Below are 26,468 nucleotides of genomic sequence, written 5' to 3'. Positions count from 1 at the left end.
CAAGCCGAGCGACCTACGTCACGCGGTCCGCGGCGTCGTTGTCCAGCCGGGCGTCGGCGGCGGCCAGTGCCTGCCCGTCGGCGACCTCCTCGGCGACCGTCGCCGCGTCCGCCCAGTGCCGCCGCGCGTCGGCGTGCTCGCCCAGCGCCGTGCAGGCGTCACCCAGGTAGAGCAGGGTGCGTGCCAGCCCCGCCGTGGGCTGCGTCTCCTCGCGCAGCCGTCGGCTCTCGGCCAGCAGGTCGTACGCCACCCGCGCCTGCCCCGGCGTGCTGGTCAGCAGCGTCGCCCCGGCGTTGAGCAGGGCCGTCGCCCGACTCGTCGGGTCGTTGACCGACTCGTACTCGCGCAGCGCCGCCCGCCACGCCTGCGCGGCGTCCAGGTGTTCGCCGAGACCCGCGTGCACCAGCACCAGGTTGGTCAACGCCGCCGCGTACCCCCGGGCGTCGCCCACCGACCGGAAGGTGTTCGCCGCCCGCACCAGGTGGTGGTGTGCGCTGTCCAACTCACCCCGGGCGAGCTGCGCCGCGCCGAGACCCAGGTCGGTGAGGGCGTGCCCGGCCCGGTCCGCCCCGGAGCGGTGCCTCCGGGACATCTCCAGGTGCTCCACCGCGTCGTCCAGCTGCCCCAGATCCAGCAGGGCCAGGCCGAGGTTCATCCGGGCCTGGGCGGTGCCCCCGCGTCCGCGCTCGTTCACCGCGAGGGTGAGCGCGGCTGCCGCCCCGTGCGGATCGTGCCGACGTCGACGCAGCACACCCAGTTCGTTGTGCGCCCACCCGGCGATCTCCGGTCGGTCGTCGGCGGTCGGGGTGGCCAGCACGGTGCGGCAGACCTGCTCCCACTCGTCGAGCCGCTCGGCGTACGCCAGCCACCCGCAGAGCGCCACGGCCAGCCGGAACCACCACCGGCGGACCCGTCGGGGCAGTGTCTCGGCCGCGCCGGACGGCACCCGCACCACCGCCAGCAGCAACTCCTGGTGCAGGTCGAACCAGCCGTACGGGTCGTCGTCCAGCGGCAGCGACCACTCCCGGTCCGGTGGTGCGCCGAGCACCGCCAGGTTGGCGGCGTGCCGCTCGGCCCGGCGGGCCAGGTGCCGGGTCAACCGGGCCTGCGCGGCGACCCGGGCCCGGACCGGATCGGCGTCGCGCAGGTGCAGACGGGCGCTGTCGGCGAGCAGCGGGCGGATCTCGTACCGGTCGCCGGGCGCGCCGACCACGAACGCCCCGGCGGCCAACTGGTCGAGCAGCGCGGTCACCCGCTCGGGGTGCCGGCCGGCCAGCGCGGCGATGGTGGGCCGGTCCACCGGGGCGGGGATCAGTGACATCACCCGGTACAACCGTCGCGCCTCGCGGCTCAACGACCGGTACGCGGTGTCCCGTTCGGTGATCAGACGCGCGGCCGGTGACACGGCGAGCCGCTGGTGTGGTGGCGTCTGCACCGCGCGGCGCAGCGCGTCCAGCACGTCGGCATGTCGCCAGCCGTGCTGCGCGGTGCGATAACCGAGCGCGCGGACGGTGCGGGGCTGTCGGCCGCACAGGTCGACGATGTCGCGTACCGCCGGGTCGGTGCGCGGATCGGCACGGCGGACCCGGGCGGCGGGTGCGGCCCCGCCCGCGGTGGCGAACAACTCGACCGCCTCGGAGGTGCCCGGCTCGGCGATCCAGTGTGCGACCACGCCCTTGAGCCCCGTCAGCGCCGGGCCGCCGGCGAGCAGCAGCCGGCAGGTGCGCGCGGTGGGCGGCAGGAGGGGCCGGACCTGGTCGGGCCGGTCGACGTTGTCCAGCACCAGCAGGATCCGGCGGCCGTCGAGCTGGCCGCGCACCGCGTCGGCGGCGGCGACGAGCGCGTCCGGTCGGCCGGAGGTCGGCGGGGCGGTGCCCAAGATCCGGGCCAGCGCGGTGAGCACCTGTTGGGCCGAGCGGGGTCGGCCGTGTCGGCGCAGGTCGAGGTAGTACTGCCCGTCCGGGAAGTCGTCCCGGCACAGGTTCGCGGCCGCGACGGCGCACGCCGAGGTGCCCACCGCCCGGCGGCCCAACACCGCCACCGCGTGTTCCCGGGAGAGCAGCGCGACGACCGCCTCGACGTGCTCGCCGCGACCGGTGAACTCGGCCGTGTAGGGCAGGTTCGGGGCGCCGGCGGCCGGGGTGGTGAGCACGTCCGTCGGTTCCGGGTCGACGTCCCGTTCCGCCCGGCGGCGACGGACCTCGTACACGACGAAGCCCACGATGCCGCCGACGGCGAGCGCGATGCTCGTCGGGCCGAGCACGCTGGCCGCCAACTCGGAGAGCAGGTTGCTGGCGAGGTTGCTGACCACGTTGGCGAGGACGCCGCTGACCACCCCGCCGATCGCGATCAGCGCCGGCCAGCGCGGGCTGCGGCGGCCACCGCCCGGCCTGGTCAGCGCACACCCCCGGAGACGAGCCCGGCGACCAGGTGCCGCCGCGACACCACCACCAGCACCACCGGCAGCACCGAGGCGAGCACCGAGCTGGCGGCCAGCGCGCCGCTGTTGCTCACGAAGCTGCGCGTCTGCTCGGCCAGGAACGGCCCGAGCGGCGACGCCCCCGACCCGCTGAACAGCCGACCCACCACCAGGTCGTTCCAGACCTGGACGAACTCCAGCACGGACACCGCCACCACCGCCGACAGGTTGTGCCGGGCCAGCCGTCGCATGGTGTGCCACCACCGACGGCCGCCCAGTCGGGCGTCGCGCACCTGCTCGACGGGCAGGTCGGCGAACGCGTTGCGCAGCACCAGCACGGCAAACGGCACACCCAACGCGGTGTGCACCAGGGCCAGGCCCTGGGAGGTGCCGGAGGACAGCACCAGGCCGAGCACCTCGTTGACCGGGCCGGCGATGACCTGGATCGGCACGACGCTGGCGGCCAGCAGCAGCAGCCCGGTGGCCTGCGCGGCCGGCCCGGTCAACCAGGCCAGCGGGTACGCGGCCAGCAGCGCGACCACCAGCACCGTGGCGGTCACCGCGGTGGCCAGGAGCAACGTGAAGCCCAACGTGCGCCACAACTCGGTGCCGGTGACCACATTCCGGTAGGACTCGCCGTCGGGCGCCGTCGACCACCAACCACGCGCCGCGGCGTCCACCCTGCCGTGTGCCGAGGTGGCGACCAGCACCACGAGCGGCACCAGCCACGCCACCGCCGCGCCGACCGCGATCAGCCGGATGACCCGCCGGGGCGGGGCGACCGGGCCCGGCGGCGGGGCCGCCTCGGCGCGCGGCGGCGGCCAGGCCTGTCGGACGAAGAGCGCGGCCACCATGATCCCGCCGACGACCGCCACCAGCCACACCACGCCGAGCGCGGCGCCGTCGCCGGTGGTGGTGCCCCCCGAGGTCTGCCAGATCCGCAGCGCGAGCACCGACGCCTCGTCCCGGACCGAGCCGGGGGTCATCACCAGGATCAGGTCGAACGTGCGGCTGGTGCCGACCGCCACCAACGCGAAGACCACAGCCGTGGTACGCAGCAGCAGGGGCCGCCACTGGGCGTCCCACAGGACGTGCCGACGCCGCCCGCCGTAGGCGCGGACCGCGTCGGCGAGGCTCGGCGGCACCGTGTCCAGCGCGGATCGGAACACCAGCACGGCCAGGCCCACCCAGGCCCAGACGAACGCCGACATCAACGCCACGGTGACCAGCCCCGGCCCGAGCAACTGCGGCGCGTCCTCGGCCGAGCGGCCGGTCAGGCGGGCGGCGACCAGGGTGGCCAACCCTCGGCTCGGGTCGGGGTCGTACATCAACCGGAAGGTGACCCCCGTGACGACCAGCGGCAACGCCACCGGCACCAGGAGGATCAACCGGATCAGGCCGCCCTCCTCGGAGCGGCGGGACGCGGCGGCGAGCAGGTAGCCCAGCGCGGTCACCACCGCCGGCACCAGCAGTGCCCACAGCACCGTCCGGCCGACCACCGCGCCCGTGCCCGGGGCGGCGAGCGCCGTCCGGAAGTGCTCCGCGCCGACCCAGCGGCCGTCGGTGGTGACGCTGGCGTGCATGGTCCGCAGCACCGGCCACAGCACCAGCCCACCGAGCAGCACGGCGGCCGGCAGCAACAGCGCCGAGGTCGCACCCGCCGCCGGATAGGCACGCCCCCGTCGGGGCGGCCCGACGTCGTCGAGTACGGCCAGCTCGCCGAGGACCCGTGGCTGGCTCATCGGCCGCCGCCCGCGTTGCGGGCCGCCAGGGCGAGCTGACCGGTGGCGCGGCGGATCGCCTCGCCTGCGCCGACACCGTCGGTGACGTCGGCGAAGAAGCCCTGCATGATGCGCCAGATGCCGACGCCGTCCGAGCCGGTGAACGCGCCCGGCAACTGGTCGGAGAGGTCGAAGCGCAGCGTGCCGGGCGCCTGCATCTCCTGGGCGAGCTTCCGACCGACCTCGTCGGCGTAGCTGCTGATCGGCACGTTGGTGTTGGGCGACAGGTAGCCACCGGCGCGCAGCCAGGGCCGGAACGAATCGGCCCTGGTGAGCCACTGGACCAGCTCCACCCCACCCTGGGAGCCCGCGAACGCCACCGCCGCGTCCCCGCCGACGATCAACGGGCCGCCCTCGGGTCGGGTGCCCGGGAACGGGAACGTGGTGGGCGCTTCCGGACCGCGCTGGAACGGGCCGACGACGTCGGCGGTGAAGTCCGCTCCGCAGAGCATCACCGCACGCCGGGAGTACACCACCTGGATCACCGACTCCTCGTACTGGGTGAGCAGGGCACGACGGCCGCCGCCCAGGAACGCGCCGTCGACGCTCCACAGCTCGGCCAGCCGGTCCAGGGCGTCCCGCACCGGCCTGCCCTGCCAGTCCGCGTCCGGACGGGCGAGAGCGTCGTAGCTCTCGGGTGCCACGTCGGCCAGCACGTTCTCGAACCAGTCGGTGAGCACCCAGCCGTCCGCGGCGCCGATGGCCAACGGCGCCGGGCCACCGGCACGCCGGGCGTTCGCGCCGAGCCGCCGGGTGCGCTCGACCAGCCCGTCCCAGTCGGTCGGCGGCTCGGGCAGCATCGACGGCAGGTGCCAAACCAACGACTTGTGCGCCGCCTTGACCCACACGCCGTAGCGCCGGCCGTCGGCGGTCAGCAGGTCACCCAGCCCGTCGGGCACCGCGTACTCGCTGGACGGACGCACCGGGCTCAGCCAACCCCGCTGGGCGTACTCGGTGACCAGGCCGGGGCGGGGCAGGATCGCCACGTCCGGGCTGGTGCCCGCGAGGTGCCGGGCCCGCAGGAACGCGTCGATGTCGTTGCCGGCGCTGACCACCTGCACCGAACCGCCGGAGTAGTCGCCGACGACCTGGCGGAACCGGTCCAGCTCGCTGGTGCTCCAGACCACCGCGACCTGCACCGACCGGGTCCCGCCGGAGCAGCCGGCGGCCACGGCGGCGACGCCCGCGGCGGCGGCGCGCAGCAGGGCACGACGGCTCGTCCGGGCGGTCGGTCTCATCGGGTCGCCTCGCTCGGCTCGGTGACCAACTCGTGCCGCACCGGGATCTCGGCCAGGGTGCCCGGGTCGGCGGTGCAGACCAGCACCGCCACCCCGGGGGCCTCGGGTGGGGAGAGCCGGGGCATCAGGTCGGCGAGGCGACTGTCGCCGGCCGAACCCGCCGGCAGGTCGACCACGAGCACCTCGGGCAGGCAGGCCGCCGCCCGGGCCAGGGCCACCCGGAACCGTTGGGCGGCGGAGATCTGGTGCGGCAGCAGGGTCAGCGACAGCGCCAACTCCAGCCGGTCGACGACAGTGGTCGTCCAGTCGTCGGCCACCTCGTGCACCCGTTCGCGTTTGCGCTGGCCGTACTCGATGTTGCGGCGCACGTTCAGCTGGGGCAGGAGCGCGCCGCCGGCCGGCACGTAGCCGATCTGCCGGCGCGGCGGGGGCAGGGCGGTGACGTCCCGGTCACCGACCAGGATGCGACCGGTCACCGGAGCGGCGAGGCCGACCAGCACCCGGGCGACAGCGGTGCCGAACCGGGGTGGGGCGACCAGGGCGGCGAGCGTGCCGGCGGGGACGTCCAGGGTCACCGGCCCGGTGCCGGGGACGGCGACCAGTGCGCGTAGCCGTAACGTGACCCTCACCTCCGGTGACCGCTGGGAGACCGCACCCAGGGTGGCACACCGTGCCGACAATCGATGCCCTCGGGCACCTCCAATGTGGAGGTGTCGGTCCGCTCAGCCGGCGCGGTAGAGCGCGGCGAGGCCGGCCGCCGTGGCGGCCAGGCGTTCGCGCAACGCCGCCGGGGCCAGCACCTCGACGTCGGCGCCGAGGCGCAGCAGCTCACCGTGGGCATGGGTGAGCGACTCGATCGGCAGCACCGCGGTCACCCAGCCGTGCGCGTCCGGCGGCCCGGCGCCGGCCTCCACAGCTGTCACCACGGGATCCCCGGCGATCTCCCGCAGCCGGGCGCGACCGCCGGGGGAGAGCCGTACGGTGGCCTCGTCGCGGTGCAGCCGGGCGCGGAACCGCACCACGTGCGCCCGCCACCACGACGGCAGGTCAAAGTCGGCGGGCCGGTCGAACTCCTGCGGGAGCGCAGTCAGGGCGAGGATCTGGCTGACCCGGTACGTCGCCGGCGCGCCCCGGCCGGGCTGATCGGCCACCACATACCACCGACCACCCTTGAGGACCAGGCCGTACGGCTCCAGCACCCGGGTCACCTCACCGTTCCAGCTCCGGTAGCGCACCTCGACGCGGTGCTGCCGCCAGACCGCCTCGGCCGTACGCGCCAACTCCGGCGAGGCGTCCCCGTCGGCGTACCAGCCGGGCGCGTCGAGGTGGAAGCGTTGCTGCAGTCGGGTGGCCCGGTCGCGCAGCGGTGCGGGGAGCGCGGCGTGCAGCTTGAGTTGCAGCGCTGCCACCACGTCGCCGTAGCCCAACTCGTCGGCCGGGCCGGGCAGGCCCGCCAGGAACAGCCGGTCGGCCTCCTCGGCGGTCAGCCCGGTCAGCCGGGTCCGCCAGCCGTCGACCAGTTGGTAGCCGCCGGCGTGCCCGGCCTCTCCGTACAGCGGGATGCCGGCGGCGTGCAGCGCCTCCACGTCGCGGTAGATGGTGCGGGTGGAGACGGCCAACCGGTCGGCGAGCTGCGCGGCGGTGAGCCGACCGTGTGTCTGGAGCAGCATCAGGACGGAGAGAAGTCGACTGGCCCGCACTTCACTGACACTAGCTGTCAGGAGAGTGGTCCTACTGTCCCGACATGGCCTTTCGGAACAAGGATCTGCGCACGCCGGGACTCGTCACGGTGGACGGTCGGCAGCTCAAGCGTTACCACATCGACCAGCCGGAACAGCGTATCGAGCCGGAGGTGGAGAAGGCGGCGTACGACCTGCTGCCCGCGTTGCTGGCCGACGTCGTGGACGACGGCACCCCGGCCGCCGGGTGGGTGGTGCTGCACCGGGGCGCGGACACCGGCGCCTACCTGCTGGCGTACACCTGGATGTTCGACAACGCGGTGGAGATCCGCGTCGCGGTGGCCGGACACCCGGCCCTGGACTGCCCCGACGACGACCCGACACACTTCGTCCCACTGCGCCGGCCCGGGATGGGCTGCGTGTGGGAGTTGTCGGTGCTGGAGCACGAGCGGGCCGCCTGGGTCCGACACATGCTGGTGCCGGAGAGCCCCGACCTGACCGACTATCTGAGCGACACGCGAGCGGAAGGGCCGGTGGGCCACTGATGGGCGACTTCGACTTCTTCACCGGCACCTGGAACGTCGTCAACCGGCGGCTGCGCGAGCGGCTGGTCGGCTCGGACGAGTGGGAGGAGTTCCCCGGGGTGTCGGTAGCGCACGGCTTCTTCGCCGGCGGCGGCCACTTCGACGAGATCACGTTCCCGACCAGGGGCTCCGCCGGCGCGACGATCCGGATCTTCGACCCGACCCGGCAGGAGTGGTCGATCTACTGGATGACCAGCGGCGGCGGGGTGCTCGAACAGCCGCCGATGGTGGGCCGTTTCGTCGACGGGGTCGGCCACTTCTACGCCGACGACCAGCACGAGGGACGGCCGGTGCGGTGCCGGTTCATCTGGTCGGACATCAGCGCGACCACGGCCCGCTGGGAGCAGGCGTTCTCCGTCGACGGCGAGCAGACCTGGGAAACCAACTGGATCATGATCTTCACCCGCGCGTCCGACCAGTAGGTGCCGGCCGTCCGGGCGCGGTGTTAGGGTCCGTCCACCGCCCGGATGGAGGGACGTCATGGCCTCCGACCACGTCGACGTGCTGATCATCGGTGCCGGCCTGTCCGGCGTCGGCGCGGCCTGTCACCTGACCCGGGACTGCCCGGGCAGGACGTACGCGGTGCTGGAGGCACGCGACGCCGTCGGCGGCACCTGGGACCTGTTCCGCTACCCGGGCATCCGCTCGGACTCGGACATGTTCACCCTCGGCTACGCGTTCAAGCCCTGGACCGCGCCCAAGGCCATCGCCGACGGCACGACCATCAGGGAGTACATCCGCGAGACCGCCCGGGAGTACGACGTGCAGCGGCACATCCGCTTCCGGCACCGGGTGCTACGCGCCGAGTGGCACAGCGCCACCGCCCGCTGGACGGTGTACGCGCAGCGGGCCGACACCGCCGAGACCGTGGTGCTGACCTGCTCGTTCCTGTTCGCCTGCACCGGCTACTACCGCTACGACGAGGGCTACACCCCGCCGCTGCCCGGCGTCGACGCGTACGCCGGGCGGCTGGTGCACCCGCAGCACTGGCCCGCCGACCTCGACCACACCGGTCAGCGGGTGGTGGTCATCGGCAGCGGCGCCACCGCGGTGACCCTGGTGCCGGCGTTGGCGCAGCGGGCCGCGCACGTGACGATGCTGCAACGCTCACCCACGTACGTCATGGCGTTGTCCTCGCGCGACCGGCTGGCCGACGCGTTGCGGCGCCGGCTGCCGGCGAGCGTCGCGTATCGGGTGGTTCGCTGGAAGAACGTGCTGCTGTCCACACTCACCTACCAGCTCAGCCGGCGTGCGCCCGGCCTGGTGCGGCGGCGGCTGCGCCGGGCCGCCACCGGTCGGCTCCCGCTCGGGTACGACGTGGACCGGCACTTCTCACCCCGCTACGACCCGTGGGACCAACGGCTCTGCGTCGCACCCGACGGTGACCTGTTCACCGCCGTGCGGCAGGGCCGGGCGTCGGTGGTCACCGACACCGTCGACACCTTCACCGCGGACGGTGTCCGGCTGACCTCCGGCGACGTGCTGCCCGCCGACATCGTGGTCACCGCGACCGGGCTCAACCTGCTCGCCGTCGGTGGCCTGACGCTGCGCGTGGACGGTGTCGACGTCGACCTCGCCAGCACCGTCGCCTACAAGGGCATGATGCTCTCCGGGGTGCCGAACTTCGCGCTGACCCTCGGCTACACCAATGCGTCGTGGACACTCAAGGCCGACCTGGTCGCCGGGTACGTCTGCCGTCTGCTGCGGCACCTGGACCGCACCGGCCAGCAGGTCGTCACGCCGCTCCCGCCACCCGACGACGGGCGGGCGCCGCTGATCGACCTGCGCTCCGGCTACGTGCTGCGCGCCGTCGACGCGCTACCCAGACAGGGTTCCAACGCGCCGTGGCGGCTGCACCAGAACTACCCCCGCGACGTGCTGCTGATGCGCCACGGCAGGCTCACCGACGAGGGTGTGCGGTTCTCCCGGGCCGGCGGGACCGACGCGCCCACCGGCACCCGGCCTCCCGTGTCGTCCGAGCGTCGCTGACCGCCAGGAGAGGAGCACCCCGTGCAGAGGTTCGAGTTCGCCGGGGCCACGGCCGTGGTCACCGGAGCGGCCAGCGGCATCGGTGCCGCGTTGGCGCACGCGCTGGCCCGCCGGGGCAGCGACCTGGTGCTGCTGGACCGCGACGCGGAACGGCTGGACGCCGTCGTCACCGCGATCCGCGCGGCGCACCCGGACCGCCGGGTGCGCACGTACCTGGTGGATCTCGCCGACGCGACGGCCACCGCCCAGGTGGCCGCCGAGATCGGCCGGCGGCACCCGCGCGTACGCCTGCTGGTGAACAACGCCGGCGTCGGCCTCGGGGGCCGGTTCGACCAGGTGACGTTCGACGAGTTCAGCTGGGTGATCGACGTCAACTTCCGGGCCGTGGCGCAGCTGACCCACGCGCTGCTGCCCACCCTCCGGGCGGAACGCGGCGCGCACCTGGTCAACATCTCCAGCCTGTTCGGGCTGATCGCGCCGGCCGGGCAGGCCGCCTACTCGGCGAGCAAGTTCGCCGTACGCGGCCTCACCGAGGCGCTGCGCCACGAACTGGTCGACGACGGCATCGGGGTGACGTCGGTGCACCCGGGCGGGATCCGCACCCGCATCACCGAGAACGCCCGCATCGGCAGCGGCGTCTCCCACGAGGAGTACGCGGCCGGCCGGGCACAGTTCGAGAAGCTGCTCACCATCGCGCCGGAGCGGGCCGCCGAGGTGATCCTGCGTGGCGTCGAGCGGCGTCGGGGCCGGGTGCTGATCGGCTGGTCGGCGAAGCTGCCCGACCTGCTGGCCCGGGTGCTGCCGGCCTCGTACAACCGGCTCCTGGTCACCGGCCTGAACCGGGGCGTCGTCCGCCCGACCCCGACGCCCGCTCCCGGCGTGCCCGCGCCACGCCCCGCCGCCGACGCCGCTGTCGACCCGGCCCGTGAGGTGGCGTGACCGTCGACGCCGCTAGGCCGGGTCGGCCACCGTCGCGCTGGGCCCGACGTCCCGCCCGCGCAGCAGCACGGTCACCGTCACCAGGGCGACCAGCAGGGCCGCGAGGACATACACCGGGGTCGGGCCGAGCGGCGCGAGCAACGCCAGCAGCGCGACGACCGGGAAGGCCACGACCACACCGCCGTGCTGCTGCCGGCGGACGTGCAGCACCCAGATCGTGAGCAGGAAGACCGCGACGGGGATGCCCACCGCGTACCCGGCGACGGTCGGGGAGATGTGCGCGAGGCCCCGGTCGACGTCCACCGCCGCGCCCAGCCCGGCACCGATCGCGGCGATCGACGCGAACACCAGGTAGTGGCCGTAGCCCCAGACGAGGGAGTACGGCATCCGGTCCGGCGCCTGGTTCGGCCGGTCGAAGTAGAGCCACCAGAGCGCGAACACGATGACCGCGCCCGCCGCCGCGAGCGACCAGAGGTCGTGTTCGCCGGCGTTGAGTCCGTCCTGGATCGCCAACGAGACGGCAGCCACCGCCTCACCGAGCACGATCAGGGTGAACAGCCCGTACCGTTCGGTGATGTGCGCCGGGTGCCACGGGGTCATGCCGGGGCGTTCGGCGACCGCCGGCACCGCCAGGTCGGCCAGCCCCAGCAGCACGAACGACGCGAGGCCCCACTCGTCGGGCAGCGACAGACGCAGCAGCCATCCGAGCTGCACGACCGTCACGCCGATCGCGTAGCGGCGCGCCGCCGCCCGGTGCGCGAGGTCGCCGACGGCGGCTCGGGTCCAGTGCACGACAGCGGCCAGCCGCACCACCACGTACCCGTAGGTGATGACGCTGAAATCGCCGTCGGTGAACGCCCGGGTCACGCCGGCCGCGATGATCAACGCTCCGGCGATCTGCACCAGCGTGGTGATCCGGTAGACGTCGTCGTCGGTGTCGTACGCCGAGGCGAACCAGGTGAAGTTCATCCACGACCACCAGATGGCGAAGAAGACCATCAGGTAGCTGGTCAGCGCGTGGCCGACGTGACCGTCGGAGACGTCGTGGTGCAGGTTGCCGGCGGCCTGCGCCACGGCCACCACGAAGCACAGGTCGAAGAAGAGTTCCAGCGGCGTGGACGCGCGGTGCGGCTCGTTGCGGCGATGGGGCCGCATCGGCCGGTAGAACGGCCGCACCGAGCCGGAGCCGGTCAACTGCGCTCCCCGAGGGGGATCAGGAGCGCCGCCGACGACCGTGGGTCAGCCCCTCCAGCACCAGGGTCAACCCCGCGCCGACCAGCCAGACGTCCTTGGCCAACCCCGCACCCTGCTGGGTCGGGCGGATGCTGCCGGGCTCCCGCATTCCCGGCGTCTTCAGGTACAGCTGCACCAGGCCCGCGCCGAACGCGGTCAGACCCAGCCCGACCAGGGGCGCCGGAACGAACGGCGCGACCAGCGCGGCCCCGAGGGCGATCTCCGAGTACGACAGCAGCTTGGCGAAGCGCGCCGGCTCCAGTTGACCGAGCTGGGGCATGGCGGCCACCGCCATCCCGTGCAAGCCCTCCGCGGCGGTGCCCTCCAGGGTGCGCTTTCCCAGACCCGAGTTGAGGAAGTACGCACCGATGCTGACCCGTAGCGGCAGGTGTGCGAGTTTCATGGTCACTCCCGTTGGCCGTGGTCGAATGCGGCCCGCGTACCCCGGACCGCCCGCGATAACCGCCGGGCGGGCTGGGCTGGCCGTGGTGGTCGCGGTAGGTTCGCCGAGGGCCCAGCGCCGAGCCCGTGGCACCCCCGCCCCGCTCGGCCCCCGGCCCTGCCGCAGACCACCAGCAGGAGGCGAAGTGAGCCAGCAAGTCCGGGGAGTCATCTCCCGCAGCAAGGGCGCGCCGGTCGAGGTCACCACCATCGTGGTGCCCGATCCCGGCCCCGGTGAGGCCGTCGTCCGGATCCAGTCCTGCGGTGTCTGCCACACCGACCTGCACTACCGCGAGGGCGGCATCAACGACGACTACCCGTTCCTGCTGGGCCACGAGGCGGCGGGCATCGTGGAGCAGGTCGGCGAGGGCGTCACCGACGTCGCCCCGGGCGACTTCGTGGTCCTCAACTGGCGTGCGGTCTGCGGCGACTGCCGCGCCTGTCGCCGGGGCCGCCCCTGGTACTGCTTCAACACCCACAACGCGAAGCAGCGGATGACGCTCACCGACGGCACCGAACTCGCCCCGGCGCTGGGGATCGGCGCGTTCGCCGAAAAGACCCTGGTGCACGCCGGGCAGTGCACCAAGGTGGACCCGGCCGCCCGACCCGCTGCCGTGGGTCTGCTCGGCTGCGGGGTGATGGCGGGGCTGGGCGCGGCGATGAACACCGGCAACGTCACCCGGGGCGACTCGGTGGCGGTGATCGGCTGCGGCGGTGTCGGAGACGCCGCTGTCGCCGGTGCCCTCCTCGCCGGGGCCACCACGATCGTCGCCGTGGACACCGACAGCCGCAAGCTGGACTGGGCCCGCAGGTTCGGAGCCACGCACACGGTCAACGCCTCGGAGACCGACCCGGTGGAGGCGATCCGTGCCGCCACCGGCGGGTTCGGCGCCGACGTGGTGATCGACGCGGTGGGTCGGCCGGAGACCTGGAAGCAGGCGTTCTACGCCCGCGACCTGGCCGGCACCGTGGTGCTGGTCGGCGTGCCGACCCCGCAGATGCAGGTCGAGCTGCCCCTGCTGGACGTCTTCGGACGCGGCGGCGCCCTCACGTCGAGCTGGTACGGCGACTGTCTGCCCAGCCGGGACTTCCCCATGCTCACCGAGCTGTATCTGCAGGGCCGGCTCGACCTCGACGCGTTCGTCACCGAGGAGATCGCGCTCGACCAGGTCGAGAACGCGTTCGAGCGGATGCACCACGGCGACGTGCTGCGCTCGGTGGTGGTGTTCTGATGGGCGCCCGCATCGACCGCGCGGTCACCGCCGGCACGTTCTCGCTGGACGGACAGACCTTCGACGTGGACAACAACGTCTGGGTGATCGGTGACGACAGCGAGTGCGTCGTCCTGGACGCCCCGCATGACGCCGCCGCGATCCTCGCCCTGGTGGGTGACCGGCGGGTCCGCGCGATCCTGGCCACCCACGCCCACGACGACCACGTCCGGGTGGCACCAGAGCTGGCCGAGGCCACCGGCGCGCCGGTGTTGCTGCACGCCGCCGACCGGGTGCTGTGGGACCTGGTCCACCCGCACCTGCCGCCGCACGGCGAACTGCACGACGGGCAGAGCATCGAGGTGGGCGGCACGACGCTGCGGGTGCTGCACACCCCCGGGCACAGCCCAGGGGCGTGCAGCTTCCACGCCCCGGACCTGGGCGTGGTCTTCACGGGGGACACGCTCTTCGCCGGCGGCCCGGGTGCGACAGGTCGCTCGTACAGCGACTTCGGCACCATCGTCAGGTCGATCCGTACCCGCCTGCTCACCCTGCCGGCGGAGACGGTCGTGCACACCGGCCACGGCGACGACACCACCATCGGCGCGGAGGCCCCGCACCTTGAGGAGTGGCTGGCGCGCGGCCACTGAGCCCCGCGTGCGGGTGCCCGGTTCAGCGCTCGTGGGCCGCTGTGCGGTTCAGCGTTCGTCGACCGCGCCCAGCACCGGCTTGACGTCCAGGATCGGGGTGCCGTCGAGGGCCTCCAGGTCGGCCACCTCGACGCGCAGCCCGTCCACGCCCAGGACCCGCACCCGGTGCAGGCCGATCGGGTTGGGCCGGTGCGGGGACCGGGTGCGGAACACCCCGGTCTCCGGCCGGCTCTGGTCGCCGCGCGGGTGCACCACCAGCACGTCGCGGCGGGCGCGGTCCAACCAGGTCAGCACCAGCAGCTCCGCGCCCTTCCGCAGGTCGCGCAGAGCCGGGCCGACCTGCGGGTCGAAGATCAACCAGGCGGTCGGGGCGCCCTCGTCACCCTGGCGCGGAGCGTCCGCCGTGTCCGTCAGCGGCGAGGCGACCCGGCCGACCGGGCGCAGGGGGTACGTCTCGTCGTGCGGGGTCCCGGCCATGACGCTCCCTTCCCGACGGTGCGAGCCTACGGCGTTAGGATCGCGCGCATGGCCGCCGAGCACCCCGCACCTGTCGTCCGTCAGCTGCGCCTCGTGGTGGAGGCCGACGACTACGAGGCCGCCGTCGCGTTCTTCCGGGACGCGCTCGGCCTGCCCGAGGAGGCAGAGTTCGTCGGCGACGGCGACGCCCGGGTGATGATCCTCGACGCCGGCCGTGCCACCCTCGAACTCGCGAACCCGGCCCAGAAACGCATGATCGACGAGGTCGAGGTGGGACGGCAGGTCGCCCCGCGGATGCGGGTGGCCTTCGAGGTGGACGACGCCGAGGCGACCACCTCCCGCCTGGTCGCCGCCGGGGCGAGCGAGGTCGCGCCGCCGACGCGTACCCCGTGGGATTCTCTCAACTCCCGCATCGACGCCCCCGCCGGCCTGCACATCACCGTCTTCCAGGAACTGCTCACGCCGGACGTGCGGGCGGGGACGCGGGGTGCGGAACCCGGCCCTGACAGCGACAACTGACCGCCCCACGTACGGCGGATTGAACCTGCTCGGTCACGCCGACGGCGCCTGTCCCCGATTCGGTTCCTGTCACCTGCGGCACCGCCGACGCCTTCGAGGCGGTCCTCGCCGGGCTCCTGGCCGGTGTCGTCGCCACCGGTGAGTGGCTGGGACGCGCCGGAACGGACGTCGGCACCATCGTTGCGACGGTGCGGGACGTACCGACCACGCCGGCCGCTGTCGGTCGCGCGCTCGACGACTACGTGGAGGCCCAGATCCACGGCACCCTCGACGTCGCGCGCGATGTCGAGGAACTGGTGGTGGACCCGGCCCTCGCCGGTGCCCCGACCGGCGCGACGTTGGAATCAATCGCCGAGCGGCACGGTTTCCCGCTGCTGTGGCACCCGGGTTTCGCGTTGCTCGTCAATCGGGTCGACGCCGACCTCCGAGGGCCGGCGACTCCGGTGCTGGCGGCGCGGCTGCATCATGAGTTCGCTCGACCGGGCGAACCGGTGCACGCGGCGCTGGTCGGGCAAGGCGCGGTGTCGGTGGTCGTCACCGAGCCGGAGCGGTGGGCCGACCGAGGCCCGGTCGCGGAAGCCCTCCAGCACCTCAAGCAACTCTGGCATGTTCTCGTCCGCTACGGCGAGCCGCACGCCAACCTCACACACAGTGCTGGGCCCCCCGTTCACTGACGGTAGCGCCCACCCCGCTAGCCGCCCGCCTCCCACCTCGGTGCATCCCCCCTTTGCTTTGCACCCGGATCCGCACCACGTCTCCCGAGCGGCGAACGAGCGGTTGCTGCCCGCCGGAGGCGTTCCGCACCGCCGTCACGCGCGGTGTCTGGTGCCTATAGGGATGCAGAGCAAAGGGTGTGGACGACGTTCCGTCTCCGACCGCCGCTATCACCCTGCGTCACCATCGTCAGGTCCGATGGGTGCCAAGCCGCGTCTGTCCGGTTCTGCCCCGTGACCGGGACCGCAGCGGGCCGGCGTGAAGCCATTTCCGGAATGACCGACACGTGAACCTGGTTGTGTCCCCCGTACCGCCGGAGCCCAAACCCCTTTCCGCGGTCATCTCCCGAGGAGTGTTCACCCCGGAGCGCTCCGCACGATCGAAAGGGCAACCATCGTGAAGGTCGACTTCACTCGATGGCTCCCCGCCATCGCTAAGGACTCGTACCGCAAGACCGCGCTGAGCGTCGCGGGCGTGGCCGCCCTCGGCGGCCTGGCCCTCGCGCCGACCGCAGCCGCCGCTCCGGTCACCACCGGGCCCCACCAGGGCGCCGTCGCCGCCATCGACCTCGCCACCGGCAAGGCCGCCACGTCGGCTCAGCAGGACGACCAGCCCGTCGAGTCGGGCCTCACCACCGGCTCCGCCACCGGCAAGCCGCCGGCCGGCAAGCCCAGCCGAGCCCAGCTGATCCCGCACGGCATCGAAGGCGCCCAGTCGCGCATCCCGCTCGACGACGCGCAGCTCGCCAACGCCCGGCACATCGTCGACGCCGCCAAGAAGACCGGCGTCGGTGACCGGGGCGCGGTGATCGGCGTGGCCACCTCGCTTCAGGAGTCGAAGCTCTACAACCTCGGCCACCTGGGCGCGTACAACGACCACGACTCGCAGGGCCTGTTCCAGCAGCGCCCGTCGTCCGGTTGGGGCACGCCCGACCAGATCACCGACCCGGAGTACTCCGCCACCGCGTTCTTCAGCGCACTCAAGAACGTCGGCGGCTGGCAGGACCTGCCGCTGACCACCGCCGCGCAGACCGTCCAGGTCTCCGCGTTCCCGTACGCGTACGCGCAGTGGGAGGAGCAGGCGGCGGACATCGTCCAGCAGCTCTGGTGACACCCGCACACACACGCGCCGGCCGGTTCCCACGGGGACCGGCCGGCGTCGTCGTGTCTCAGCAGGCCGGATAGAGGCGGCGGGTGCCGACGCCGGCGGCGTACGCCTCCCGGTCGCTGAACCGGCAGCCGTAGTCGGGTCGCGCCACCACCGCCGGGTCGGTCACGGTGTCGCCGGCCGGGCGCTTGCCCGTGCGTACCCAGGACACCAGGTCGTCCCAGGCGGCGCCGGCCTCGGCCGGGGTGAACTCGCAGTGCTGCGTGGCCCGGATGGCCCGTTGGACCACCAGTTTGCTGCGGCCGTGCCGCGCCACGTCCGCGGCGTACGCCTGCTCCATGCTGAACGGCACGAACAGGTCACCGAGACCGTGCAGGCTGAGCACCGGCGCGGTGGGCCGACCCGCGATCCGCGGCACCTCGGTCAGGGTCGGCAGGAGCCGCTGCACCGGGTTCTCCGGCGCGACCCTCCGCACGGCCGCGTTGACGTTCACCGGGCTGTTCGGGGTGTATCGGGTGAGCAGGTTGGTGGACAACTGACCGGGCCGCTGGGCGGGGGAGTTGCCGCTCCCGGTGGGCACGCTGATCGAGAAGAGGAAATCCTTCCAGACCGCGAACGCCGCGTCCGCGCCCGGACGCGGCCCGCCCGAACGGTTCACCGTGATGGCCCGCAACTGCTTACCCCGGTCCGTGGTGGTGTCCGGCCCGGTGGGGGTCAGCCCGGCAAGACCGAGCGCCACCTGGATCCGGGGTACGGCGTTCGTCAGGTAGTCGGCCGGCGTCGGGTACGCCGGCACCCCGGCGAGGGTCTGCGCCACCAGGTTGTAGTCCAGGTAGAAGTCCAACAGCGTCTGGTCGCCGAGCACCCCGCACAACGGCAGCGCCCCGTCGTAGAAGCCGGGGTACTGCTCCAGCGAACGACCGATGACGTACCCACCCATCGACACCCCGGCGACGTACGTGTGCTGCGGCCGGCGGATCGTCCGCCCGAAGTGGTCGGCGAGATCCTTCGTGCCCAGCACCCCCGAACGGATGTCGAAGCCGTTGCGGTCGTACGAGGACGACGCCCAGGCGTACCCCTGCTCCAGAAGTCGCTCGCGCAGCCCGAAGCCCGGCGGCTCCGGCGAGAGCACCGTGCCCTGACCGCGGTAGCCGTGCGCCCACAACACCAGGTCGCCGTTCCACCGGGCGGGAACCTCGATGACGTACCCGGCGTGGCGGTGCACGCCCTGACGTACCGTCGTCGGCTTGCCGCCCACCACCAGCGGCGTCAACGGCGGATTCTCGATGGTGTACCCGGGTAGCGGCTCCCCGCCCCTCGGGTCACGGCCGGTGGCGGAGGCCGGCGCGGCACCGGCCAGCCCGACCGCCAGAGTCAGCGTCGCGGTGGCGGCGAGCAGCCGGCGGAGGGTACGAACGGGTGCGGACAGCATCGATGCTTCCCATCGGACGGACGTCGCCCGGGGGCGACCAGGCGGGACGGTTGCCTACCGGCCGGTAGCGCCCTGAACCTAGGACCGCCGTCGACCAGTGTCAATGGTTGTGCTGATCGGCCGGTCAAGCCCGACTGTCCGGCTGATCAGGCCCGGGTGCTACGCCGCTGGTGCGGCCGGCGCGGCGAGCCCATGCCCGCGTCGACCCGGCCGCGCGTGGGCCCGGCCGTGGGTGTGGCTGGCTGCGTGTGCGCTTGGCCGTGCGTGCGCTTGGCTGCGCGTGCGCCTTGCCCTGCGTGCGCCTGGCCGGGTGTGCGCTTGGCTGCGCGTGCGCCTTGCCCTGCGTGCGCCTGGCCGTGCGTGCGCCTGGCTGCGCGTGCGCCTTGCTCTGCGTGCGCCTGGCCGTGCGTGCGCGCGAGACGCAGAGCGCTGGCGGCGCCGGGTCAGCGGGCGTGCTGATCGGTGAGCTGCCCGGCACCGGTACCCGGCTGCCTGAGCAGGCAGACCTGTCGGGTTGACTTGTCGCCGTGGACGAGTCGATCTGGGAGGCGGCCCGCGCGTCGCGGAGCTGGCTGGACAACGCGAACGGCACCGGGCAGACCGAACTGACCTGCCGCATCCTGAAGCTGACCGAGGAGGCGGGGGAGGCGTCCGCCGCCTGGATCGGCCTGCTCGGACAGAACCCGCGCAAGGGCGTCACCCACACCCACGAGGACGTCGCCGCCGAGTTGGCAGACGTCGCCTTCACCGCGTTGGTGGCCATCGAGAGTCTGGGGCTGGACGCCCAGACGGTCCTGGGCACCTGTGCCGCGAAAGTCAGCTCCCGCCTCGCCACCTGAACGAGCGCGTCACCCCGTCATCCCCGTCCCGGTCCGGCTCGGTCGGCCGGTTCTTCCCTTGGCCGTGTCGTCCGCGTGGGCGCTTGGCCGCTTGGCCGTGTTGTCCGCTTGACCGTGTTGTCCGCTTGACCGGGGCGCCCGCCTGGGCGCTTGGCCGACTGGCCGGGGCGTCCCCGCTTGGCCGGGGCGTCCGCTTGGCCGGGGCGTCCGCTTGGCCGCTTGGCCGGGGCGTCCGCTTGGGCGCTTGGCCGACTGGCGGCCAACCCTCGATCCCGATGGCGCAACGCCGCCCGAACCCCCGCTGCCGCAACGTCGCCCGAACCTCGACCCCGGAGGGCACAGCGCCGCCCGAGCCTCGACCCTTGCCGGCGCAACGCCGCCCGAACCTCCCGCACGGGCATGATCGACTCGGTTTCGGTGAAGTCGCGGTATCAATCCCTCGCGGATACCCCGACTTCGGTGAAGTCGTGTGGATCATGCGTGAGTCGGAGTGTTCTGCCTGCCGGTCGGGGTGGTTTGGTGCCTCGGGTCAGGTGGGGCCGTGTGTGTTGTCCGGCGTGGGTGGTATCGGCGTGTGGTCGGGGGCACGTGTCGGCCGGAATGCTGGCCGGGTCGGGGTCGTTACACACCCTGACGATCGCAGGACCGCGGCCTGTCGGCGCGATGGTCCGCCCCCGGGAATGACCCCCGGCCCCGGGTGGTTACACCTGGACCCCGGCCCGACCGGCGCCCCGTTTCACCGGCGGATGGGCCGACCCCGGAATGACCCCGGCCCCTGGTCGTTACATCTGGACCCCGGCCCGACCCGCACCCCGCTTCACCGGGTGCCAGCGGACGGTCCGCCCCTGGGAATGACCCCGACCCCCGGGTCGTTGCACAGGGACCCGGCGCCGCGAGCCCGCTGCTGGTCGGCTGCCGATGATCCCCTCTTCAAGGCTTTTGTTGCAGCGCCGGACGAGGTGCTCTCACCCGTGTCCCCTTGGGCGGGTGTCTTTACCCCCGAAGGAGCTTCCCTCATGAACACGATCATGCGTAAGAGTGTGCTGTCCGTTGCGGGTCTGGCGTTCGCCGGTGGTGTGTTCGCCGGTCCGATCGCCGCCCACGCTAACCCCGTGGATGCCAAGCCCGCCGCCGCCGTGCAGGCGGGTGTGTCGAAGCCGCAGGGCGAGCAGTCGCGCATCTCCCTGGACGGTGAGCAGACCGCGAACGTGAAGGCGATCATCGCCGCGACGAAGAAGGCCGGTCTGCCGGAGCGGGCCGCGGTGATCTCGATCGCGACGAGTCTGCAGGAGTCGAAGTTGGAGAACCTGGGCCACCTCGGCGACGCCAACGACCACGACTCGTTGGGCCTGTTCCAGCAGCGCCCGAGCTCGGGTTGGGGTACGCCGGAGCAGATCACCGACCCGGCCTACTCGACGACGGCGTTCCTGAAGGGTCTGAAGCAGGTCGACGGGTGGCAGGACATGCCGCTGACCGTCGCGGCGCAGACCGTGCAGGTGTCGGCTTACCCGGACGCGTACGCGCAGTGGGAGCAGCAGGCCACCGACCTGGTCGGCCAGTACTGGAACAGCTGACCCCCACCGAAACCATCCGACCGCTGGCCGGCACCCACACCCGGGGTGCCGGCCAGCGGCATATCCACCACCACGCACCGGCCCCGGCACCCGCCCCGGCCCCGCCTCGCCACCGGCACCGCCACCGGCCCCGGCCCCGGCCCCGGCCCCGGCCCCGGCCCCGGCCCCGGCCCCGGCCCCGGCCCCGGCCCCGGCCCCGGCCCCGGCACCGGCCCCGGCCCCGGCCCCGGCCCCGGCCCCGGCCCCGGCCCCGGCACCGGCACCGGCACCGGCACCGGCACCGGCACCCTGCCACGCGAACGTGGGTGACGCCACCTCTGTACCGAGATCTTGGACAGTTTCCGTTACGCGAGAACGGAAACTGTCCAAGATCTCGCGTTCGGCGATGTAGTGGAGTCGCGCTGGTGGCGCGGAGTGATCCGATCGGCTGGCGGGTACGTACCTCCCGTCGGGGACCGGCGGAGGGACAGGGGCATGACCGCGGTGGGGTACGGCACGAACCGTGAACCGGAGGCGCCGCCGGAACCGGCCGGTGACGACGTACCGCTGCGGTGGTCCACGGGGTCCCGCCTACTGGTGGCTGCGGCGGCTTTCGTGCTGCTGCTGGGCGCGGCTGCGGTGGCGGTGGTCATCGCAGACCCCGGGCGACTCGGCGCGACCCACGCCGGTGGAACCGACGGCACGCGCCCCGACGGCACGCGCCCCGACGGCACGCGCCCCGACGGTGTTGGGCGCGCGGGAGGCGTTGCCGATCCGGGCGCGGCTGACGGTCGACCCGATACGGCTGCCGACGATCGGCTGCTCACAGCGCCACTGGCGGGTCGGCAGAGAGGCACCTTCGTGCTCGCGGACGGGGTGTCCTCGTTCGACCTGCGGATGGCCGAGCTGGGCAACGACCTGTACCGAATCAGCAGCCCGGCCGACTCGTCAGTGGTGGGTCGACCGAGCGTCTCCGGGGAGACCGTCCGACTCGAGCTCGCGGAGTCCGGGGAGCGTGGCCCGCGGGCCGTCCGGGTTCTGCTCAACGAGCGGGTCGCCTGGCGTCTGCACCTCGTCGGCGGGGTGAGCCGTCAGGTGCTGGACCTGACCCGGGCCCGGTTGCTGGGCGTGGAACTCGCCGGCGGGTCGGCTCACACCGAGGTCCTGCTGCCGCCGGTGACCGCGGCCAGCACCGGTGCCGGCAGCGAGGAGGGCGCCAGCATCCTGACGGTACGACTCGTTGGTGGAACCAGTCAGCTCGACATCCGGCCGGCGAGGGAGACGCCGGTGCGGGTTCGCGTGGGGGCGGGCGCCGGTTCGGTCGCGGTGGGCCCCGACCGCTGGGATGGGGTGGGCGCGGGTGCGGTCCTCGGTACGCCGGGTTGGGACCGGGCGACCGAACGGCTCTACGTGGACCTGGTCGCGGGAGCGGACCGGGTGACGGTGTCCGCCGGTGACCGATAGACCGAGCGGCCGATGACCGTGGCCGGTGAGCCGAGCGGCCGATGGCCGCCGCCGATAGACCGAGCGGCCGGTGAGCCGAGCGGCCGGTGACCGCGGCCGGTGAGTTGAGCGGCCGATGGCCGCCGCGAATAAACCGAGCGGCCGAAGACCGAGCCCGATAGACCGAGCGGCCGAGAACCGCCGCCGGTGAACCGAGCGGCGAACGACCGCAGCCCGTAGACCCGAGCAGTCGACGACCACCGCGAGCCGTTCCAGCGGCCGGCACGCTGGACCGCGGCCGGTGAGCCGAGCAGTCGCCGAACCGAAGCGCTGCGGCCGTGGGTGGGCGTGAGCGTACAGTCGGGCGGTGGAGCGTACCGAGTCGATGCTGGCGCAGACCCGACCACCTGGCGTGGCCGACGTGGATCCCGGCAGCGTGCTGTTGCCCGGCCACGACGTGCCGTTGGGGCGGTACACCACAGTGCGGCGACTGTTGCCGCAGCGTCCCCGCCGCATGGTCGGCGCGTGGTGTTTCGTCGACCACTTCGGCCCGGACGATGTGGCGCAGCGGCCCGGCATGGAGGTGCCACCGCACCCGCACACCGGTTTGCAGACGGTGACCTGGCTGCTGGAGGGCGAGATCCTGCACCGGGACAGCCTCGGCAACGTACAGCCGATCCGGCCCGGTCAGTTGAACGTGATGACCTCCGGGAACGGCATCGCCCACTCCGAGCGGTCGCCGGCCGTGCATCCACCGGTGATGCACGGCGTACAGCTCTGGGTGGCGTTGCCCGACTCGGCGCGTGCCGGGGCGGCCGACTTCGCGCACCACGCCGACCTGCCGCGCTGGCGCGACGGCGAGGTGGACGTCACGGTGCTGGTCGGTGAGTTCGGTGGGCGGCGGTCACCGGCGGTGGTGCACACCCCGCTGGTGGGGGTGCAGCTGGAGCTGGGTGGTGAGGCGCCGACGACGTTGTCGTTGCGGCCCGATTTCGAGTACGCCGTGCTGGCGATGTCCGGTTCGGCGGAGGCCGCCGGGGTGGGGTTCGAGCCGGGGGCGTTGCTCTACCTGGGTACGGGCCGCCGCGAGCTGACCGTGCGGGGAGGGTCGGGGGCCCGGTTGCTGTTGCTGGGCGGCACGCCGTTCGAGGAGCCGCTGGTGATGTGGTGGAACTTCGTCGGCCGGTCGCACGAGGAGATCGTCGCCGCCCGGGAGGACTGGATGGCGGGGGACGCGCGCTTCGGCGTGGTCGCCGACGATGCGGCGCCGCCGCTGCCGGCGCCCGCCCTGCCCACCACGCGCCTCAAGGCCCGCGACCGCACCGGCGGCCTGCACGGCTGACCGACCGGCCGACCTGACGGGCCGACAAGACCTGACGGGCCGACAAGACCTGACGGGCCGACAAGACCTGACGGGCCGACAAGACCTGACGGGCCGACAAGACCTGACGGGCCGACAAGACCTGACGGGCCGACAAGAGCTGACCGGCCGGCTGAGCTGATCGCCCCGTGACTGCACCCCGCGTGTGACGTGTCGGTCGCGCGGGTAGTCGCCGGCATGCCGACCACTCTGATCACCCCGATGGCGGACCGGAAGCGCCTGGCGCGCCGGCTCGCCGGCACCGGGCGGGGCTTCGCCGAGCAGTACGGCTTTCGGGTGACCAACAACCCGGCGAGCCTGTTCCAGGTGCTCTACCTGGCGGTGCTGCTGGCCCGTCGGGGTGACTTCCGCCGGGCGGTGGACGGTGCCCGGGCGTTGCGCGACGAGGGCTGGGACAGCGCGGCGGGGTTGGCCCGTTCGCTGCACGAGGACCGGGTGCGGGTGCTGCGTGCCAGCGGTCAGCGGGGCGACGTGGACGCCCTCGCCGCCGTGCTGGGTGACCTGGGTCGCACAGTGGTCGACCGGTACCGGGGCGATCTGCGCCGGTTGCGGGCGTTGGCGCACCACGATCCGGCTCGGGAGCGGGAGCTCCTCACCGAGCTGCCCGGTGTCGACGGCCAGGTCGTCGACCTGTTCCTCCGGGAGGCGCAGGCGTTGTGGCGGGAGGTGGCCCCGGTGGCCGACCGGCGTGCGTTGGCGGCGGCTCGTCGGCTGGGACTGGGCAGGTCGGCGGACGATCTGGCCGGTCTAGCCAGTGGGGAGTCGGAGCAGCTCGCCTGGCTGGTGGGGGCGCTGGCGCGGGTCGATCTTGAGCACCGGTACGCGGAGGTGACCGGCCGATCATGACGTGCCGTGGCCCACACTTCGCCAAATACTGACCGAACGGAGGATGTTCTGTCGTATGGTTGGACCCGGCAGTGTTGACCGCTCGGTTCGAGCGGCCCTCCACCGCCTGGTGACGGCACCCGGTTCGGGTGCGGTTCACCGCCTGGGCAGGCATGCGTGGCGCCCCAGGTCGCGGTTCGTGACCAGGGGGCGCCCGCCTGTCCCGGCGATTCGTGCGAGCGTCGCCCCGTGTCGCCGCCGGGGCCGCCACAGCCGCCCAGCAGACCGCGCCACGAGAAACGCGGCCCCCCGACACAGACCGCACCGCGAGGAGCGCGGCCCTGGCAGGCCGCACCGCGAGGAACGGCTCAGCGCGCGAGGCCCGCCAGCAGGTTCACTGTCACGGCGATGATGAACGCCCCGAACAGGTACGACACCATCGAGTGCCGCAGCACCGTACGGCGCATCTCGTTGCTGGTCAGGTTGGTGTCGGACACCTGGAACGTCGCCCCGATGGTGAACGCGACGTACGCGAAGTCGGAGTAGCTGGGCGGCTCGGGCTGGTTGAAGTTCACCCCGCCGTCCGGGCCGGTGTAGTAGATCCGGGCGTACCGGGCGGCGAACAGGGTGTGCACCACGAACCAGGAGAGGATCACGCTCAGCACGCCCAGCCCACTGTGCAGCTCGCGGGTGAGGCCGGGAGGCGCGCTCTGGGCGCTGGCCACGACCAACCCCACGGCCAGCAGGCTGGCCAGGCAGGCGACCAGCAGGAGCGCGTCGCGGACCGCCCGGTTCGGGTCCTCGTGCACGGCCAGCTGGGCGGTCCGCTCGGCGTCCATCGGCCAGAGTTTGAGCCACACCAGCACGAGCCAGCTCAGGGCGCCCACGTCCCAGCCGGCCAGTGCGGCGAGGGGCAGTGGCAGCAGCAGCGCGAAGAGGGCGCCGGCGACGACGCCGACCACCGCCACCACGGCGAGCTGCCGCGCGGCGGGGAAACGCACCTCCATGGGCCGGGACGGGCTGGTGTGGGTCACCGGTGACGAGTCCGGGTCCGGGCGGTCGACGTCACCGCGGGGTCAGATGCCGCGCAGGTGCTGCGAGACCCGGTTGTGCTTCTTGTCCCGGGCCTGTTCGGCCCGCTGGGCGGCGCCGACCTCGGGTGCCGCCTCGATGCCGGCCGACCGGGCGACCTCGGTGCCGTTGGCGTAGTCCACCGGCGGCAACGCGCGCAGGGCCTTCAGCACGTCCGGTGGGGCGCCCTCCCGCTCGGCCTCACGGACCACGTCGGCCTTCTCGGCCGGGTAGTCCAGGCTCGACAGGTACTGCAGAACCTCGGCGTAACTCGCCATGGCAGGAGCTCCCTCGGGCATCGGTGTGGTGACGACCGGCGGCGGTTACCCGCCCGCCGGCCGGTCACGCCCGCCGGGCGCAGGAAACCCCGCCGTTTCCGCCGGGTCGCGGCGGGTAGTCGCAGACGCCGACGCGAGCCCAGAGGGAGTACGCGATGAACTACGACACCTTCATCGACCAGGTTTCCCAGCGCACCGCGACGTCGTCCGAGCGGGCGGTGGAGCTGACCCGGGCGGTGTTGGAGACGTTCGCCGAGCGGTTGACCGGCGGTGAGGTCCTGGACCTGGCCGTGCAACTGCCGCAGCCGTTGCAGTTGGTGCTCAAGCCGAGCCCGAGCACGGAGCAGGCCGACCGGTTCGGTGCGGCCGAGTTCGTCGCGCGGGTCGCGTTGCGTGCCGGTGTGGAGGAGCCGGCCGCCGACGACGCCGTCCGGGCGGTCTTCACCACCCTGCGCGAGGCGATCACCGGGGGGGAGTTCGACGACGTGGTGACCCAGCTGCCGCGTGACTACCGGGGTCTGGTCGAGCAGGCTCTGGCGCCGGGCGTGACGCTTCGTCGTGCCTGACAGCGGTCCTCCCGGCCGCACACAGCTGTTTACCAGGGCAACCATCGATGTCCCGCTTGGCACGGTGATTCGGCCTCGCCTAACCTTGTCGTGCGAGGG

25 protein-coding genes and 3 pseudogenes are annotated in these 26,468 nt (G+C 73.2%); 17 read left to right on the top strand and 11 right to left on the bottom strand.

The genetic code is table 11. The annotated features are described in order from the left end of the window. Positions 1-13 precede the first annotated feature (13 nt). The 5 genes from GA0070612_RS23275 to GA0070612_RS23255 form a co-directional block, all read right to left on the bottom strand. On the bottom strand, positions 14-2,335 hold the full coding sequence (locus GA0070612_RS23275; RefSeq protein ID WP_088989845.1) for a tetratricopeptide repeat protein: 2,322 nt from the start codon (positions 2,333-2,335) through the stop codon (positions 14-16). Between the two features lie 59 nt (positions 2,336-2,394). Beyond that, positions 2,395-4,161 carry an ABC transporter permease gene (locus GA0070612_RS23270; protein ID WP_088989844.1) on the bottom strand — a complete coding sequence of 589 codons (1,767 nt, stop codon included), beginning with the start codon at positions 4,159-4,161 and terminating at the stop codon, positions 2,395-2,397. Further along, positions 4,158-5,438 (bottom strand): extracellular solute-binding protein, encoded by a 1,281-nt coding sequence (locus GA0070612_RS23265; RefSeq protein ID WP_088989843.1) that lies wholly within the window; start codon positions 5,436-5,438, stop codon positions 4,158-4,160. Before GA0070612_RS23265 ends, GA0070612_RS23270 begins: the two co-directional genes overlap by 4 nt. Beyond that, a complete protein-coding gene (locus tag GA0070612_RS23260) occupies positions 5,435-6,067 on the bottom strand; it encodes an ATP-binding cassette domain-containing protein (RefSeq protein WP_157742574.1) in 633 nt (210 codons plus the stop codon). The genes GA0070612_RS23265 and GA0070612_RS23260 overlap by 4 nt, the downstream gene beginning before the upstream one ends. A gap of 93 nt (positions 6,068-6,160) precedes the next feature. Then, positions 6,161-7,138: a helix-turn-helix transcriptional regulator gene (locus tag GA0070612_RS23255; protein ID WP_088989841.1), complete on the bottom strand. Its 978-nt coding sequence runs from the start codon at positions 7,136-7,138 to the stop codon at positions 6,161-6,163. 44 nt (positions 7,139-7,182) lie between these two features. Here GA0070612_RS23255 and GA0070612_RS23250 point away from each other — a divergent pair, with 44 nt between their 5' ends. The 4 genes from GA0070612_RS23250 to GA0070612_RS23235 are packed head-to-tail and all read left to right on the top strand — an operon-like array spanning position 7,183 to position 10,629. Next, positions 7,183-7,662 carry a hypothetical protein gene (locus GA0070612_RS23250; RefSeq protein ID WP_088989840.1) on the top strand — a complete coding sequence of 160 codons (480 nt, stop codon included), beginning with the start codon at positions 7,183-7,185 and terminating at the stop codon, positions 7,660-7,662. Beyond that, positions 7,662-8,123, top strand: coding sequence for a hypothetical protein (locus GA0070612_RS23245; RefSeq protein WP_088989839.1), 462 nt, complete (start codon positions 7,662-7,664; stop codon positions 8,121-8,123). The genes GA0070612_RS23250 and GA0070612_RS23245 overlap by 1 nt, the downstream gene beginning before the upstream one ends. Positions 8,124-8,181: 58 nt before the next feature. After that, entirely contained in the window at positions 8,182-9,690 is a 1,509-nt protein-coding gene (locus GA0070612_RS23240) for a flavin-containing monooxygenase (RefSeq protein WP_088989838.1), read from the top strand. Between the two features lie 21 nt (positions 9,691-9,711). Next, a complete protein-coding gene (locus GA0070612_RS23235; protein ID WP_088989837.1) occupies positions 9,712-10,629 on the top strand; it encodes an SDR family NAD(P)-dependent oxidoreductase in 918 nt (305 codons plus the stop codon). A gap of 12 nt (positions 10,630-10,641) precedes the next feature. On the opposite strand, the gene GA0070612_RS23230 is transcribed toward GA0070612_RS23235, so the two are convergent. Next, on the bottom strand, positions 10,642-11,823 hold the full coding sequence (locus GA0070612_RS23230; RefSeq protein WP_197699223.1) for a low temperature requirement protein A: 1,182 nt from the start codon (positions 11,821-11,823) through the stop codon (positions 10,642-10,644). Between the two features lie 19 nt (positions 11,824-11,842). Further along, the gene (locus GA0070612_RS23225; protein WP_088991708.1) at positions 11,843-12,265 is read right to left on the bottom strand and encodes a hypothetical protein; all 423 of its coding nucleotides are present in this window, start codon (positions 12,263-12,265) and stop codon (positions 11,843-11,845) included. Positions 12,266-12,449: 184 nt separating this feature from the next. On the opposite strand from GA0070612_RS23225, the gene GA0070612_RS23220 reads away from it, so the two are divergent. Together GA0070612_RS23220 and GA0070612_RS23215 are read left to right on the top strand one after the other, a co-directional pair. Next, a complete protein-coding gene (locus tag GA0070612_RS23220) occupies positions 12,450-13,535 on the top strand; it encodes an S-(hydroxymethyl)mycothiol dehydrogenase (RefSeq protein ID WP_088989836.1) in 1,086 nt (361 codons plus the stop codon). Further along, on the top strand, positions 13,535-14,164 hold the full coding sequence (locus tag GA0070612_RS23215; RefSeq protein WP_088989835.1) for an MBL fold metallo-hydrolase: 630 nt from the start codon (positions 13,535-13,537) through the stop codon (positions 14,162-14,164). The genes GA0070612_RS23220 and GA0070612_RS23215 overlap by 1 nt, the downstream gene beginning before the upstream one ends. A gap of 48 nt (positions 14,165-14,212) precedes the next feature. Here the strand turns inward: GA0070612_RS23215 and tsaA are convergent, their stop codons facing one another. Continuing rightward, positions 14,213-14,641 (bottom strand): tRNA (N6-threonylcarbamoyladenosine(37)-N6)-methyltransferase TrmO, encoded by a 429-nt coding sequence (gene tsaA, locus GA0070612_RS23210; protein ID WP_088989834.1) that lies wholly within the window; start codon positions 14,639-14,641, stop codon positions 14,213-14,215. Between the two features lie 48 nt (positions 14,642-14,689). Between tsaA and GA0070612_RS23205 the strand changes: the two genes are divergently transcribed. From GA0070612_RS23205 to GA0070612_RS33130, 4 genes and pseudogenes are all read left to right on the top strand, one after another. After that, on the top strand, positions 14,690-15,160 hold the full coding sequence (locus GA0070612_RS23205; RefSeq protein WP_088989833.1) for a VOC family protein: 471 nt from the start codon (positions 14,690-14,692) through the stop codon (positions 15,158-15,160). Further along, positions 15,129-15,834: pseudogene (locus tag GA0070612_RS31945) on the top strand (DUF3626 domain-containing protein). The gene GA0070612_RS23205 and the pseudogene GA0070612_RS31945 overlap by 32 nt, the downstream one beginning before the upstream one ends. A 436-nt stretch (positions 15,835-16,270) precedes the next feature. Beyond that, positions 16,271-16,463, top strand: a pseudogene (locus GA0070612_RS33135) (hypothetical protein); the annotation flags it as partial. 80 nt (positions 16,464-16,543) lie between these two features. Continuing rightward, positions 16,544-16,984: pseudogene (locus GA0070612_RS33130) on the top strand (hypothetical protein); the annotation flags it as partial. Positions 16,985-17,042: 58 nt separating this feature from the next. On the opposite strand, the gene GA0070612_RS23190 reads toward GA0070612_RS33130, so the two are convergent. After that, positions 17,043-18,413, bottom strand: a complete 1,371-nt coding sequence (locus GA0070612_RS23190) for an alpha/beta hydrolase (RefSeq protein WP_088989831.1) — start codon at positions 18,411-18,413, stop codon at positions 17,043-17,045. A 527-nt stretch (positions 18,414-18,940) separates the two neighbouring features. Here GA0070612_RS23190 and GA0070612_RS23185 point away from each other — a divergent pair. From GA0070612_RS23185 to GA0070612_RS23160, 6 genes are all read left to right on the top strand, one after another. Continuing rightward, positions 18,941-19,252 (top strand): MazG-like family protein, encoded by a 312-nt coding sequence (locus tag GA0070612_RS23185; protein ID WP_088989830.1) that lies wholly within the window; start codon positions 18,941-18,943, stop codon positions 19,250-19,252. A gap of 1,016 nt (positions 19,253-20,268) precedes the next feature. Beyond that, on the top strand, positions 20,269-20,826 hold the full coding sequence (locus tag GA0070612_RS23180) for a hypothetical protein (protein ID WP_088989829.1): 558 nt from the start codon (positions 20,269-20,271) through the stop codon (positions 20,824-20,826). A 45-nt stretch (positions 20,827-20,871) separates the two neighbouring features. After that, positions 20,872-21,135, top strand: coding sequence for a hypothetical protein (locus GA0070612_RS31590; RefSeq protein WP_157742573.1), 264 nt, complete (start codon positions 20,872-20,874; stop codon positions 21,133-21,135). A 165-nt stretch (positions 21,136-21,300) separates the two neighbouring features. Next, on the top strand, positions 21,301-22,269 hold the full coding sequence (locus tag GA0070612_RS23170; protein ID WP_231924305.1) for a hypothetical protein: 969 nt from the start codon (positions 21,301-21,303) through the stop codon (positions 22,267-22,269). Positions 22,270-22,615: 346 nt separating this feature from the next. Further along, positions 22,616-23,590: a pirin family protein gene (locus tag GA0070612_RS23165; protein WP_088989828.1), complete on the top strand. Its 975-nt coding sequence runs from the start codon at positions 22,616-22,618 to the stop codon at positions 23,588-23,590. Positions 23,591-23,806: 216 nt separating this feature from the next. Continuing rightward, a complete protein-coding gene (locus GA0070612_RS23160) occupies positions 23,807-24,475 on the top strand; it encodes a hypothetical protein (RefSeq protein ID WP_088991706.1) in 669 nt (222 codons plus the stop codon). Positions 24,476-24,822: 347 nt separating this feature from the next. On the opposite strand, the gene GA0070612_RS23155 is transcribed toward GA0070612_RS23160, so the two are convergent. Both GA0070612_RS23155 and GA0070612_RS23150 read right to left on the bottom strand, forming a co-directional pair. Continuing rightward, positions 24,823-25,488, bottom strand: coding sequence for a DUF1345 domain-containing protein (locus GA0070612_RS23155; RefSeq protein ID WP_197699222.1), 666 nt, complete (start codon positions 25,486-25,488; stop codon positions 24,823-24,825). A gap of 42 nt (positions 25,489-25,530) precedes the next feature. Then, positions 25,531-25,803 (bottom strand): DUF2795 domain-containing protein, encoded by a 273-nt coding sequence (locus tag GA0070612_RS23150; RefSeq protein WP_088989827.1) that lies wholly within the window; start codon positions 25,801-25,803, stop codon positions 25,531-25,533. A gap of 155 nt (positions 25,804-25,958) precedes the next feature. On the opposite strand from GA0070612_RS23150, the gene GA0070612_RS23145 reads away from it, so the two are divergent. Next, entirely contained in the window at positions 25,959-26,369 is a 411-nt protein-coding gene (locus GA0070612_RS23145) for a DUF2267 domain-containing protein (RefSeq protein WP_088989826.1), read from the top strand. The last annotated feature ends 99 nt before the right edge of the window (positions 26,370-26,468 follow it).

It is taken from the genome of Micromonospora chokoriensis, from assembly GCF_900091505.1.
Lineage (GTDB): Bacteria > Actinomycetota > Actinomycetes > Mycobacteriales > Micromonosporaceae > Micromonospora > Micromonospora chokoriensis.
The sequence above is the reverse complement of the archived record's forward strand: the minus strand, read 5'-3'. Positions and strand labels throughout refer to the sequence as shown.

What these genes read in the sequence shown, in the direction of transcription:
- GA0070612_RS23270 (WP_088989844.1), bottom strand. Translation starts at nt 4,161, where the DNA reads ATGAGCCAGCCACGGGTCCTCGGCGAGCTGGCCGTACTCGACGACGTC.
- GA0070612_RS23265 (WP_088989843.1), bottom strand. Translation starts at nt 5,438, where the DNA reads ATGAGACCGACCGCCCGGACGAGCCGTCGTGCCCTGCTGCGCGCCGCC.
- GA0070612_RS23250 (WP_088989840.1), top strand. Translation starts at nt 7,183, where the DNA reads ATGGCCTTTCGGAACAAGGATCTGCGCACGCCGGGACTCGTCACGGTG.
- GA0070612_RS23245 (WP_088989839.1), top strand. Translation starts at nt 7,662, where the DNA reads ATGGGCGACTTCGACTTCTTCACCGGCACCTGGAACGTCGTCAACCGG.
- GA0070612_RS23240 (WP_088989838.1), top strand. Translation starts at nt 8,182, where the DNA reads ATGGCCTCCGACCACGTCGACGTGCTGATCATCGGTGCCGGCCTGTCC.
- GA0070612_RS23225 (WP_088991708.1), bottom strand. Translation starts at nt 12,265, where the DNA reads ATGAAACTCGCACACCTGCCGCTACGGGTCAGCATCGGTGCGTACTTC.
- GA0070612_RS23215 (WP_088989835.1), top strand. Translation starts at nt 13,535, where the DNA reads ATGGGCGCCCGCATCGACCGCGCGGTCACCGCCGGCACGTTCTCGCTG.
- tsaA (WP_088989834.1), bottom strand. Translation starts at nt 14,641, where the DNA reads ATGGCCGGGACCCCGCACGACGAGACGTACCCCCTGCGCCCGGTCGGC.
- GA0070612_RS23205 (WP_088989833.1), top strand. Translation starts at nt 14,690, where the DNA reads ATGGCCGCCGAGCACCCCGCACCTGTCGTCCGTCAGCTGCGCCTCGTG.
- GA0070612_RS23190 (WP_088989831.1), bottom strand. Translation starts at nt 18,413, where the DNA reads ATGCTGTCCGCACCCGTTCGTACCCTCCGCCGGCTGCTCGCCGCCACC.
- GA0070612_RS23180 (WP_088989829.1), top strand. Translation starts at nt 20,269, where the DNA reads ATGAACACGATCATGCGTAAGAGTGTGCTGTCCGTTGCGGGTCTGGCG.
- GA0070612_RS23170 (WP_231924305.1), top strand. Translation starts at nt 21,301, where the DNA reads ATGACCGCGGTGGGGTACGGCACGAACCGTGAACCGGAGGCGCCGCCG.
- GA0070612_RS23160 (WP_088991706.1), top strand. Translation starts at nt 23,807, where the DNA reads ATGCCGACCACTCTGATCACCCCGATGGCGGACCGGAAGCGCCTGGCG.
- GA0070612_RS23150 (WP_088989827.1), bottom strand. Translation starts at nt 25,803, where the DNA reads ATGGCGAGTTACGCCGAGGTTCTGCAGTACCTGTCGAGCCTGGACTAC.
- GA0070612_RS23145 (WP_088989826.1), top strand. Translation starts at nt 25,959, where the DNA reads ATGAACTACGACACCTTCATCGACCAGGTTTCCCAGCGCACCGCGACG.